Origin of the sequence: Algoriphagus hitonicola (assembly GCF_900113375.1) — a bacterium.
GTDB classification, from domain to species: domain Bacteria; phylum Bacteroidota; class Bacteroidia; order Cytophagales; family Cyclobacteriaceae; genus Algoriphagus; species Algoriphagus hitonicola.
Genome location: NZ_FOPC01000001.1, coordinates 311,387 through 324,358, shown reverse-complemented (window position 1 = coordinate 324,358; position 12,972 = coordinate 311,387). Strand labels below are relative to the sequence as shown.

The following is a 12,972-nucleotide window of genomic DNA, read 5'->3' as shown; positions in this document are numbered from 1 at the left end:
AACATGGAAAGGATAACCCTAAGCTCAGGTATTTGGGAATTTAATTTCAATTGGAAAAAATAGTTTCAGGGATATACCGAACTAGTTATTTATTCCGTTAATTTTTAAATTTTAAAATCTATGAAATTAAAATCAATCCTCCCGGTTATATTTTCCTTTCTCATCAGCAGTTCACTTGCTGCCCAAGTCAAAGACCACGCGGTCTATACTGAAGGAAAACTTTCTACCTACGAAAAACGGAAACTCCGTCAAGAACTAAGCCTCCAAGATGGTCCCTACTGGGGTGTTCAGGCTGGACTTCGCCGGCATCTTTCCACGAACGGAAATAATATTTACCTTCCAATTTCCGGAGAAATGGACGGAATTATTCAAGCCATCTATGGTCATCGATTAGGCAATGTATCACTAGAAACCGGACTTGGTTTTAGTTGGCATAATTCAGAAATTCTTCACCAGTTAGGTTCTCTTGAGCGAAATATCCTAACTAAAGCCAATCTTAATTCCCTTTTTCTACCGCTCGGAGTTCGCTACGATATTCCTGTTAATTCCAAAAAAAATATTCGGGTCGGTGCTCACGCCTCGGGTAATATAATCTTCCATACCACAAATCGCCCCAGTAAAAACGGACCTTTTCCATATTATGGTTCTTCCCAGACAGAGGGAATAGCTATTGATTTCAAAATAAACGAACCCAATTTCAAAAGTTTCTACAAAATGGGTCTCCATGCAGAACTTCAACTATTCAAATCCTCTTTTTTAACGCTGCAAGTGAGTCACGTTTTATCAGCACCCAGCTCGCTTAGAGAAATCACTTATTCTTGGACCGATGGAACTCAATCCGGCAGCTTTTCGAATACTATCCGAATAGAAGGTTGGTTGGTAGAAGTAGCCTATAAACTTCCCTTATCCATTTTAAATCTAGAGGATTAGATGAAATTTGAAATTCTGCCCATAAACTAATCGAATGCGTTTGCCCTCGAAAACCAATTAGGAAAATAAATTCAACATGGTTTCCCTATCCATTCCTGCCAAAAGTCCCTCCCCTTCAGCAATCACTTCGTCTGCCAATTGAGTTTTGGTCACTTTTAGGGCAATGATTTTCTCCTCAATACTTTCCTGACAGACCATTCGATACGCCATGACATGCTTTTCCTGTCCCATTCGATAGCAGCGATCGATGGCTTGGTTCTCTACCGCTGGATTCCACCAAGGATCCACGATATAAACATAGTCAGCAGCAGTCAGGTTGAGCCCAGTACCACCTGCTTTGAGACTAATCAAAAAAACCCGAATCTCATCATCTGATTGAAACTTGGACACTTCCTTTTCGCGGTCTTTTAGTGAAGTCTTGCCATCCAGATACGCATACGAAATCCCCGATTGTTGAAGTTCATTTTGAATCAAATCCAGCATTTTTACGAACTGACTAAACACTAAAATTTTGTGATTCCCAGTTTTTTCCAAAATATGCTCTTTTAGCACCTCAATTTTTGAACTGGAAAGATGATTTGATTCACCGATTAATCTGGGAGAGTCACAAATCTGACGGAGCTTGGTCAAGCCTTCCAAAACAAACATTTTAGACTGGTTTTCTCCTTCCTCATCAAACTTTTTTAAGAGAAACTCCCGATAACGCGCCTTATACGTTTCATATATTTTGCGCTGCTCTGCACCCATTTCACAATAAAGAAATTCCTCCATTTTTTCTGGAAGCTCGGTTAGGACTTCCTTTTTGGTCCGTCTTAGGACAAAGGGAATAATTTGCTTCTTCAGGGTTTGGGTAACTTCCTGCTCTCCTTTTTTTATCGGAAGTAGGTAATTTTCCTTGAAGTGCCCAAACGTTTTGAAAAAGCCCGGATTGGTGAAATTCATCTGTGCAAAAAGTTCATGAATTCCGTTTTCAATGGGCGTACCGGTCAAAGCCAAACGCTGCTTTCCTTTTAGCTTCAGCAAGGATTTGTACCGAAGTGAAGAAGTATTTTTGATAGCCTGTGACTCATCTGCGACGATCAAGTCGAACTCCAGTTGGCTCAGTATTTCTAAATCATTGATGACCAATCCATAACTGGTAATCACCAATTGGTGTTTGGAAAGTTCCTCCACGGTGTCGTAACGCTCTCCATGGTGAATGAAGTAATCTAGGTGGGGAGCAAACCGATCAAGCTCTTTTTTCCAATTAAAAATCAGGGTGGTCGGAACGACAACCAATCCGCGAAAACCGGTATTTTTATCGGCAAGTTGCGTCAATAAAGCAATCACTTGCAGCGTTTTGCCCAGGCCCATATCATCAGCCAATATACCACCCCAGCCAAATTCTCTCAGAAAATTTAACCATTCCAAACCAGATTTCTGATAAGGTCGGAGCTCAGCTTGTAATTTATCGGGAACCTGAACTTTAGGCAAGCCGGTAAATTCTTTCATTTTTTTCTTCTTTGACTCAATTTCTGCCATCACTTCTGCAAAGCCCTCGCTTTCTTCAAAGTCCTCCATCAGCATAAAATGGATTTTAGAAAGCTTCACTCCCTCCTCGGTCTCCTCTCCTGCACGAAGTAGTCTAGAAACTTTTTTCATCCATTCTTGGGGAACCTTCCCTAGGCTACCATCTTCCAGCTGGATATAAGATTCCCCATCCTGCCAGGCTCTTTTCAGTTTTTTAAACGGGACTTTCTCCTTTCCATAATTCACCTCAATCTGAGTATCAAACCAATCCAGACCTGAACTGACCTGCATGGAAACAGTGGCGTCAAAAGGAGAATAACGCTTAATATTTAGGTTCTCCGTGCCAAAGACTTTCACACCTCGCTCCGAAAGCTGGTCAAAAGACTCCAAAAACCAAGTTCCTGAAGCGAAATCCACTCCTTTGATCGTGAAACTGTGAAGGGGTCTACTCCCAAAAAAATTGGGATGTAGCCCCTGGATAAAGTCTAAGAAATCATTTTCTGCATCGTAATTTCGCTCCACCACAAAACCCGTCTCTTTATCCAGCATCAACTCAGAACTTAACGGGTTGACCCAAAAGTCCTCACCATATTGAATAATCGGTTTCAGAGCTATGAGTCCACCTGCCTGAGAAAAGTACAACTGTTCTTCAATTTTCAACTCCCGAACCTCGAAATTCAGGAAATCCGTCTCATCCTGAAAAGGTAGAAATTGGCTCAACGGGTGAATGATTTTCTCAAATAGCAAGGGAAGATCCGACTCCACAAATCGAAGCGGAATCAAAGGACGGAGGATCTCTATTCCTTTCAGAATGGTGTAACTTCTCAGAAAAAGCAGCTTTTTATTACCATCTATACCGATTCCATTTCCAAATTTGAATTGATTGTCGCTTTGACCCAAATCGTATTCTTTCTCTTCGGTACTAATGATGAGTTTAAGTTCATAAAGTTTCCCCAGGAGAGTCAGCTTCATGGCTGCATTCACTTCTTCGATTTCCAACGGGCCTTCCAAGTCTCGTTTAGAAAAATTTTTGCGAAGCTCATAAATTGAAAATCGAAAAACCGGAACCTTTCCCTGAATTCGATCCACTAGTGAGGTAAGCGATTTCCAAAGTGCTTCTTTATCTCCATCAATCCTTGTATTGATCGAATCAGCCAGTAGCAGTAAAGATTCTACCCCTTCTTGAGATTTCAATCTAGGATCAAATGGATCACTGAGGACATCCAGCCGAGTTTCGATTCCTGTCGGGTCATACTTTTTGGGCTTTCCAATAATTGGAATCACACCGCCAAACTCTGAATGAAATCCAATCCGAAAAACCATCCCAAGATTGTAAAGTCCAACTTCCTTGGTAATAGGAGTCTCTTCCATTTTAGCTGGGAAAGCTGCCATCGGATCTTGATTGAATGCTTTTAATTTAGCCAGAATATTTTCTGCACTCATCAATCCAGAAAGTGATCCTGAAAAGTTAAAATCAATTTTATCCCCCCTTAAGGTAAAGTCAACCTGCTCCAAATCCTTTTTGGAGGGAGAATTAAAGCCCAATACCTGAAGTTTTTCTCTTCTCACTTGATTTCTCAAAGACTCGGTCAAAAACCAATAATCTTGATAATAATCTCCAAACCGTTCTTTCAAAAAAGTGTAAACCGCTGGAATAACACTGGAGTAGCTTTCAGTATAGGTTAATTTCAATGCCCCGGTTTTTTCATTATACCGAACCCCAATCTCTATCGGGTAAAACTGCAATTCTAATGCATACCTGATTCCATCAGGTCTAAACTGAATTTGGTAAATTCTGTGCCTTGCTTCTTTTTCAAATGAAGGCAATAGCTCCGATATTTTTGAAATTTCATCCTTTTCGACAATGAACTCGGTAGGATAGCTGGGTTTTTCTTTTCCTTTTGGTTTAGCTTTAAATTCTGTGGATCCCCAAAAACCCAACTGTGGGTCATTGACTTCCATATTGAAGAGAAAAATCATGGCCGCTGCCACATGTTTACACTTAGCATGATCCCCAAAATAAGGGCAATCACAAAAGGTGTCTTCATAGAAACTCGGGGTCTTTCGGGGTTTGTCTAGATCTAGCGTAAGATCTACGCTGTATTCATTTCCTGAGCTCCCCTCCACTAGAAAGGCAAAATCCTCAAAGGGATATTCATCCTCTTCTTCTTCAAGCAAATGGACCTGACCTCTAAAATAAATATTTTCTCCCCTTTCCATTAAAATATTGGGATATTTGCTGATCAATCGATTGAGAAGCTGACTTTGATTTGGGGTTAAAAATTGCATGACTTAGTAGGATGAAATGATTGGTTTAAAATTAAGAGTTAGAAATCAATTCGAGTAAAAAAAAATGTTTTTGACATTAATTGACAAATAAATTATTTCGGAACTCCCCTTCGTTTCAAGGACAAAACACCACAATTCCCTACCTTCGCTTAGAACCAGAACTTTCCAGAAAATGAAGTCTATTCTTTTTTTCCTCGTGCTAATTCTTGTTCCCTTTCTTGGCTCGCCACAAACTGTCTGTACTCCGGAGTCTAGGACTAGATTAGATCAAGCATTAGAACTCCTTCCCAGTTTCGACCCTAGAACGCAAACGATAAACGAGCTCGTTGTCGACATTGGAAAAAGCTTTAGAGGCACTCCTTATGTGGAAAAAACACTGGAAATCCCCGGTCCCGAACAGCTCGTCATTGACCTACAAGGCGTGGACTGCACGACCTATCTGGAAACCGTAGTGACCCTAGCTCGAATGACTCAGCGAGGGGAAAATGATTTCGAAACTTTTGAGCAGGAACTGGAATACATCCGCTATCGAGAAGGTTTGAATCAGGGCTACCCCTCACGTCTTCATTATTTCTCGGACTGGATGGCTGTCAATGCTAAAAAGGGCATTCTCAAAGATATCACTGAAGAAATCGATGGAATTCCTTATGAAAACAAGCCCACCTTTATGAGTGAAAATCCACAGTTTTACTCCCAGCTCAGCAACCGGGAATACGTGGAGCAGTTGCAAAATATCGAAGCCTCCATTCGAATCCGAGACTATTATTTCATCCCAAAAGATCAAATTAGTGTAGTTGAAAATCAAATCCAATCTGGAGACTTGATTGCAATTACCACTTCCATTTCCAATTTGGATATGGTACATGTGGGATTTGCCGTCGAGCAAAATGGTCGCATTCACCTGATGCATGCCAGCTCTGCCAACAAGGAAGTAGAGATCTCCGAAAAACCACTGCACGATTACTTGGCTGGAAATCGAAGTCAATCGGGAATTATGGTAGCGAGATTAATCCCTGGTATAGCGAATTAAGCAATTCCAAATTCACCATAGATACAATTTGGCTTGCTTGTTTTCCTAGTCTAACTTAGGTTTAGACATAAATCTCTACCCAAAAACCTATGAAAACCAGAATCTTCACCCTAATCCTCTCCTGCTTTCTATTTCAACTCGGATTGGCTCAGGAAAAACCCCTGCGAATCCTGATGATCGGAGCACATCCCGACGATTGCGATATCAAATCAGGAGGAACTGCGGCCCTTTTTTCCCAACTAGGTCACGAAGTTAAATTCCTCTCCATCACCAATGGTGACGCCGGGCATATGGAAATGGGTGGTGGTATGCTTGCGGTTCGCCGAAATGCAGAAACCCAGGAAGTCGCCCGAAGACTGGGCATCACCTATGAAGTCTTGGATAATCATGACGGAGAACTCATGCCTACGTTGGAAATCCGAAAAGATGTGATCCGGAAAATCAGGGAATGGGAAGCGGATGTGGTCATTTCACATCGCACCAATGACTATCATCCCGATCATCGCTATACCGGAGTTTTGGTTCAGGATGCGGCTTTTATGGTGGGCGTTCCCAATATAGCGGCCGATACTCCTCCGCTGCGCAAAAATCCAGTTTTCTTATACTATCAGGACCATTTTGAAAAACCCAATCCTTTTTCACCGGATATCGCCATCGACATTACCTCGGTGATCGATCAAAAAATTTATGCATTGGATGCCCATGTATCCCAGTTTTATGAATGGCTCCCTTGGATATCAAATGACCCGGATGAAATTCCAGAAGGTAAAGAAGAACGAATCCAATGGCTAAAGTCCAAACGAGCATTGGCTCCAAATCCAAGCGTCAGAGCAGCTTTGGAACAATGGTATGGAAGCGAAGCTGCAGATAAAGCTCAATTTGCAGAAGCTTTTGAGATCTGCGAATACGGCAGCCAACCCAGCGAATCAGAGATTAAGCGCTTATTTCCTATGCTAGGGAAATCCAATAATTAACCTCAAAAATCACTCCAAAACCGTGGCAATCACCCGAAGTGGGCCACCGCTTCCTCCTTTGATTTTCATGGGCAGCGCCACCACATAAATTCCTTTGGCGGGCAACTGATCCAAATTAGCAAGATTTTCAAAACCCGGAATCTGCGCTTCCATTAAGGCTTGATGTGCCGCAAAGTCTTTGGACTGTCCATAATCCAAACTTGGAGTATCCAATCCTACGGCTTTGATTTTACGGTTTTTGACAAGCCAAGCGGCCATTTCGGGATCAATTCCAGGAAAATGTAATTCGGGAATCGCTTCTTCACCGGTTTTGGCGGTGCCGAAATACCCTTCTCGGTCTGGATAAAACTGTCCATAACCCGTTCGAAACAAGACCATGGCATTGTCGGGAATTTGCCCATACTCCTTTTCCCAATCCAAAACAGCCACCGAATCAATCAAGTAATCCCGATTGTCCAGTGCCTGAGCACTGACATCGATCACCACAGCCTCACCCGTCAATTTGGAAAGCGAAAGCTCATCCACTGTTTCTCCATTTTCATAAAAATGAATTGGGGCATCCAAGTGCGTCCCTCCGTGTTCGGGAGTCAATAGCGTATAAGAAGAATAATAATAGCCCAAATCAGTCATACCAGCGGCATCTTCCCGCAACTGAAAGCCATCCGGATTATTTGGCCAATAAAGTGTCGTCGAATCAAACGTATAGCTCAAATCAATCCATTCGGCCTCAGCCAAAGGAAATACCTTGACCTCTTTTTCCTCTTCCTGCTGTTGACAAGAAATCAATATAATTAAGCCTGTAACCCCTATCAACTGCGAATATTTCTTTGTTGAGTTCATCATCAATGAGTTCAAATTTTAGAATAAGGTAAAAAAACGAAGCCCAAAAAACGAAGTCTGATTAAGGATTCCAGCCTTTTTGCGATTCAATTGGTCCATTACCGCATCTTCAATACCGATATATAGAAATCCGGATCTGACTCCAAATCAGCTTGATCTCTCACGTTCATTTCCTGCCATTCCGTAGTCGGCTTCAATCTGATTTTCTCCTCTCCTAGCATCACATCCACTGGCATAGCAAAAGCAGGAACGGTTCCATTCCATCGGTAATGGAGCGTACTTTTTTCGGTGAAATAATACTCCAAAACCGGAAGGCTGCTCGCTCTCAAGTATTGATCAAAAAAGGGCTGCAAATCTATCCCTGCCCGTTGAGCCATATACTCCTCCACCTCGCGAGTAGTCACGGTTTGATGGTAAAATTCCTCATTCAATCCTCGTAGAATACTCCTCCATTTTTCATCGTTTGCAATCACCTCTCGCAGCGTATTGAGCAGATTCCCTCCTTTGTAATACATATCTCCCGAACCCCGACGATTGACCCCATAGATTCCGATTATCGGGCTTTGGTTGGCAATATTCATTCGTGTCCCGCGAACATATTCCTGCCCCGCTTCTTTTCCATAAAAATACTCGAGAAATAAGCTTTCGGAGTAATTGGTAAAGCTCTCGTGAATCCACATATCAGCTACATCCTGATAGGTGATATTGTTGGCAAACCACTCGTGTCCCGCCTCATGAATGATGATAAAGTCAAATTTCAGACCCCAGCCAGTTCCGCTCAAATCCCGACCCAAATACCCGTTTTGATAGCCATTGCCATAGGTGACGGCACTCTGATGCTCCATCCCCAAGTAGGGCACCTCGATGAGTTTAAAGCCATCTTCATAAAAAGGATAGGGACCAAACCAATGCTCAAAGGCCTCCATCATGCGGATAGCATCCTGAAACTGCTTCTTGGCTTTCTCCAGGTTGTTCCGCAAGACATAATAATCCATGGTAAGGGTTCCTTTTTCCCCTTCATATTCCTCACCAAAATGCACATAATCCCCGATGCTGATATTGACTCCGTAGTCATTGATGGGATTGGAGACAAACCAATGGTAAGTCTTGGTCTTTTCATTTTCCTCCACCTCGATCAGCCGTCCATTGGATACATCCATAAGATCTTTGGGCACGGTCACCGAAATCATCATACTATCCACTTCATCAGCGGGATGATCCTTGCTCGGCCACCAAATACTGGAACCGATTCCTTGGTTTGAGTTGGCGATCAGGTGCTCGCCATTGGCATCCTTTTGCCAGGTAATTCCGCCATCCCAAGGGGGACGAAAGGCAACCTTAGGCTTGCCTTCATAGCTAATTTCCAATTCTTCAATTTCGCCCAACTTTTGTTCTTTCTTTAAACTGATAAAATGTGCTGCACCTTCCCGCTTAAATGAAAGTTCAATCCCATCCTGCTTTACCAAGGTAATCTCCATGGGCTCCTGCAGATCAATCTGAAGGATCTGAGCAGGTTTTTTAACTTGGTAACGGACGAGATTTTTTCCTTTGATGGACTGCTCTTCGGGAAAAACCTCCACCGAGAGATGGTAATAATTCAAATCCCACCATTCCCGCTCGGGCGTGATACTTCCTCTTAAGGTATCGGCACGGGTGGGAAGATTTTGGGCTAAAACCGAATGTGACATTAGTGTCAAAATCAATATCAATACATTTTTGATTCTTATCATATTTAGTTAAACTATTTTTTTTATCAATAGATTTAGGACACATTAGATTTCCAAAAAACAACTCAATATAAGAACCCAAAAAGCCAAAGTGGAATTTTATTTCCAAAGCCAATCTCAAGATCATCGACAGCTAGGTAAGCATTATCAACTTCCTTTATTTGAGTGTAATCTTTATTTCTACCGCCCACTTCCAGCACTATACTTTCGTCTATTTTGAAATCCCCCTTTTTACTCGACCCGACCAGATGTCCAGAATTACGAAGCTGATTGAGTATATAAGTTTCTCGAATGGTGCCTATTGAGGGATTTTGCTGAAAAGCATATAGAAAATTACTGTTTTCAAGATAGATTTTTGCCGGCTTTTGAAGTTGGCTAATCCCTTTAACTCGTTCAAAAAGAAGATTGAGGATTTTGGCATCTTCCAAATTCTTCAAATAGATATTGATGGTATTTCTACCCAAATGCATTCTCTCAGCCAGTTTTGAAATATTAGGTTCAAAAGGTACCGTTTCCGAAATCACACCCAGCAGATTTTTGATTTTGGTGACATTGGCAGCGCTGTAACCTTCTACCATAGAAAGATCGGACTCCAAAACAGTATTTAGAATTTGAATCAGGCGTTGAGGGATGCGTTCCTTTTTTAGTTCATTCGAAAATGGAAAATATCCAGAAGCCAAATAGTTTTTAAATAAAGGTAAAATGGGGCTTTTAAGCTGATTGATAATTTCAGATGGAATCTTCTGCGGATCGGCAGAAATTTCCTCCAAGGTAACCGACTCAAAATGTCCAATTCCATTAAGCGAAAGATACTCCCTAAAAGATAATCCATGGAGAACTTGCACATCGAGTCTTCTGCTCAAATCCGCTTCTCCCTGATAGAGATCCAAAGCCGATGAACTGGTAAAAATCACCTGCAAATGAGGAAAGCCGTCATAGATTAATTTCAACTCTCGAGACCAATTCGGGTATTTGTGAATTTCATCAATCAACAACAAGTCTCCTCCATAGGAAACCCACAAAGACGCCAAATCAAAAATACTATGCTGATAAAAATATGGGTGTTCTGCTGTTACAAACAGCCCTTTGGTCCCTTTTTCTAAGGCACCGACTAAGTATTGAAGCAAAAGCGTGGTTTTACCAACCCCTCTTAGCCCCTTGATTCCCAATAGGCGCTCATCCGCATGTAATTCTGTAAAAAGATACCTTCTCCAATGTTTTTTGACATTGGTGAGAAGAATATTCTGATAATTAACAAGCTCTTCCACAATATTTTGATTTGACTTCAAACCAAAATTAATATTTTTTGCTCTGAACTCAAACCAATTTTTCTATATTTTGATCTGAACTCAAAGCATTTTTTCAAATAAACAATCCCTTTTCAAGGGAATTCAAGATCGGTATTAGAAAAATTTTGATCTGAATATTTTCAATATTCCTTAAATCTAAGCTCTTGTCTCTTGATTCTAAACTCTCATCTTCCTCCCGGAGGACAATGTCTTTTCAAATAATCGGTGTATAATTTTTTTAGATGAGCATTGGTTCCCTCCCCTTCAGAAATCGAGTGAGAGCGGTTGGGATAAGGCATAAATTGGAAAATTTTGCCATGTTTGATCAGTTCATTGACCAGCATATCCGCATTGGCGTAGTGCACATTGTCATCCGTGGTCCCGTGAATGTAGAGTAAGTTGCCCTGCAGGTTTTTGGCATGGGTAATCGGCGAACCCGCCACAAAATCCTCCAAATTCTCCTGAGGCAAACCCATGTAGCGCTCCTGATAGATATTGTCATAGGTCAACTGATTAGCTACAGCAGCAATGGAAACACCCGTTTTATAAATTTCAGGATGCTGAAAAAGCAGATTCAACGTAGCCGAACCTCCACCGGACCAGCCCCAAACGGCCACCCGATCTGGGTCCACGTAATCCCATTCCAAGATTTGCTTTGCCGCTGCTGCTTGATCAGCAATATTTAATCGACCGATTTTGCGATATATACTTTTTCGCCAAGCTCTTCCTTTCGGGGCGGGAGTTCCCCGATTATCGATCGAAATGTAGATATAGCCATCCGCTGCCATGTCACCATCGTAAAGTCGATTTCGGCCCACTCCGTAGGTATCTTTGACATTGGCACCCCAAGGCTCAGTGTACACGTAGAAAACCACTGGATATTTTTTTGTTGGATCAAAATCATTCGGTTTGACCATCCAGCCGTCCATTTCTGTCCCATCTTCAGTTTTTATTTTGAAAAACTCGACCTTCTTTTCTTCCTGATTTTTCGAAAGGTTTGCTATAATGCTTCTCCCTTCGTCTAAGGATTTGTGATCAGGAAGGCTGATCCATTCGCCCATCGGACGGGTAAAAGCGTTCTGAAATTGATGGAAGGCAAATTTTCCGCTCGGCGAAACCGAATATACATTCGTGCCTTCCAAGACTTCGGGAGTGATTCGTTCGGCTTTCCCTTTTCCATCCAATCGCGCAGCATACAGGTATTTCTGGGTGGCATTTTCTGGGGACGCATGGAAATAAATCCGGTTATTCTTCTCATCTACACGCAGCAAATTGATCACATCATATTCTCCTGGAGTTATCGGAGTTTCTTTCCCATCCAAGCTAATTCTATAAAGCTGCCTCCAACCTCCTTTTTCGCTAAACCATAAAAACTCCTTTCGATTATTGATCCATTGGAATTCATGTCTGAAAGTCAGCGCGTACACATTTTCCCAGCTCGAAAGTACATCGATCCAAGCCTCATCTTCTTCCTCAAAAATGACTTTTGCTTCGTTTTTCGAAATATCTACAGCAAAGATTTTAGACTGATTTTGCTTGCGATTGAGCTGCTGCAGCAAAAGCAAATCCGGTGAATTCCACTCCATCCGAGGCAAATAATGCTGGGCAGGATCTCCGGGGATATTCAGCCAAGTAAGCTCCTGATCAGCCAATTCGATCACCCCGATTTTTGCGGGAGAGGGGGATTCTCCCACTTTCGGGTATTCGACAGGAATGATTTGAGAATAGACTGAATCGGTATTATTAACCATGTAAAAATCCCGAATCTGATTGGCATCCAATTGCCAAAATGCAATCCGCTTCCCATCCGGGCTCCATTGAAAACCATCGCGCGAAGCAAATTCCTCCTCATAGGCCCAATCGAAGGTACCGTTGATCAGCTTTCGGTTTCCGTCAAAGGTCAATTGGGTTGTTTTACTGCTTTCCAAATCCTCCACATAGAGATTGTATTCGCTCACAAAAGCCACTTGACTGGCATCGGGAGAAAACTTGGCAAAGCGAAGAGAGGATGCTTTCAAGTCTTTTCCTACTTGCTGAAGCTTTTTACTTTGCAAATCCAGCACCCAATAATCACCTTGCGTTTCGAGTCGCCAAACCCGCTTAGTATTGGTATAAATCAGGAGCTTTTTTCCGTCGTCTGAAAAAGTAAAATCCCGAATACTCAGCGTCTGATTGGCCTCGGTTCTCAAATCCTCCGCACTCACCAATATCTGGGACCGCTGATCGGGTAGTTCTAGCCGGACAATCTGATTGGATTGAATTTGAAAATAGGCGTCTTCGGAGTCATGCCATTTGATGGATTGGGCCTGAGAGACATTCCAAGAAGTGAGCAAAAGAAAAAGCCAAAAAACCCGGAAATAGAAAGTAATAGATCTCATACAATC

The 12,972-nt window shown here is 42.1% G+C and carries 8 protein-coding genes; 3 read left to right on the top strand and 5 right to left on the bottom strand.

The window, feature by feature from the left end; genetic code table 11:
* The first annotated feature begins 120 nt into the window (after window positions 1–120).
* Complete coding sequence (locus BM043_RS01490) at window positions 121–930, top strand: hypothetical protein (RefSeq protein ID WP_092788468.1); 810 nt, start codon at window positions 121–123, stop codon at window positions 928–930.
* Between the two features lie 57 nt (window positions 931–987).
* On the opposite strand, the gene BM043_RS01485 is transcribed toward BM043_RS01490, so the two are convergent.
* The gene (locus BM043_RS01485) at window positions 988–4,728 is read right to left on the bottom strand and encodes a DEAD/DEAH box helicase (protein ID WP_092788467.1); all 3,741 of its coding nucleotides are present in this window, start codon (window positions 4,726–4,728) and stop codon (window positions 988–990) included.
* 172 nt (window positions 4,729–4,900) lie between these two features.
* On the opposite strand from BM043_RS01485, the gene BM043_RS01480 reads away from it, so the two are divergent.
* Window positions 4,901–5,758 carry an N-acetylmuramoyl-L-alanine amidase-like domain-containing protein gene (locus tag BM043_RS01480; RefSeq protein WP_092788466.1) on the top strand — a complete coding sequence of 286 codons (858 nt, stop codon included), beginning with the start codon at window positions 4,901–4,903 and terminating at the stop codon, window positions 5,756–5,758.
* Window positions 5,759–5,847: 89 nt separating this feature from the next.
* Entirely contained in the window at window positions 5,848–6,732 is an 885-nt protein-coding gene (locus tag BM043_RS01475) for a PIG-L deacetylase family protein (RefSeq protein WP_092788465.1), read from the top strand.
* 9 nt (window positions 6,733–6,741) lie between these two features.
* Here the strand turns inward: BM043_RS01475 and BM043_RS01470 are convergent, their stop codons facing one another.
* From BM043_RS01470 to BM043_RS01455, 4 genes are all read right to left on the bottom strand, one after another.
* Window positions 6,742–7,575 (bottom strand): cyclase family protein, encoded by an 834-nt coding sequence (locus tag BM043_RS01470; RefSeq protein WP_245752876.1) that lies wholly within the window; start codon window positions 7,573–7,575, stop codon window positions 6,742–6,744.
* Window positions 7,576–7,670: 95 nt separating this feature from the next.
* Entirely contained in the window at window positions 7,671–9,302 is a 1,632-nt protein-coding gene (locus tag BM043_RS01465) for a M1 family metallopeptidase (protein ID WP_092788463.1), read from the bottom strand.
* A 62-nt stretch (window positions 9,303–9,364) separates the two neighbouring features.
* Window positions 9,365–10,567 (bottom strand): ATP-binding protein, encoded by a 1,203-nt coding sequence (locus tag BM043_RS01460; protein WP_092788721.1) that lies wholly within the window; start codon window positions 10,565–10,567, stop codon window positions 9,365–9,367.
* A gap of 206 nt (window positions 10,568–10,773) precedes the next feature.
* On the bottom strand, window positions 10,774–12,966 hold the full coding sequence (locus BM043_RS01455; RefSeq protein WP_092788462.1) for a S9 family peptidase: 2,193 nt from the start codon (window positions 12,964–12,966) through the stop codon (window positions 10,774–10,776).
* Window positions 12,967–12,972 lie beyond the last annotated feature (6 nt).

What these genes read in the sequence shown, in the direction of transcription:
- BM043_RS01490 (WP_092788468.1), top strand. Translation starts at nt 121, where the DNA reads ATGAAATTAAAATCAATCCTCCCGGTTATATTTTCCTTTCTCATCAGC.
- BM043_RS01485 (WP_092788467.1), bottom strand. Translation starts at nt 4,728, where the DNA reads ATGCAATTTTTAACCCCAAATCAAAGTCAGCTTCTCAATCGATTGATC.
- BM043_RS01480 (WP_092788466.1), top strand. Translation starts at nt 4,901, where the DNA reads ATGAAGTCTATTCTTTTTTTCCTCGTGCTAATTCTTGTTCCCTTTCTT.
- BM043_RS01475 (WP_092788465.1), top strand. Translation starts at nt 5,848, where the DNA reads ATGAAAACCAGAATCTTCACCCTAATCCTCTCCTGCTTTCTATTTCAA.
- BM043_RS01470 (WP_245752876.1), bottom strand. Translation starts at nt 7,575, where the DNA reads ATGATGAACTCAACAAAGAAATATTCGCAGTTGATAGGGGTTACAGGC.
- BM043_RS01465 (WP_092788463.1), bottom strand. Translation starts at nt 9,302, where the DNA reads ATGATAAGAATCAAAAATGTATTGATATTGATTTTGACACTAATGTCA.
- BM043_RS01455 (WP_092788462.1), bottom strand. Translation starts at nt 12,966, where the DNA reads ATGAGATCTATTACTTTCTATTTCCGGGTTTTTTGGCTTTTTCTTTTG.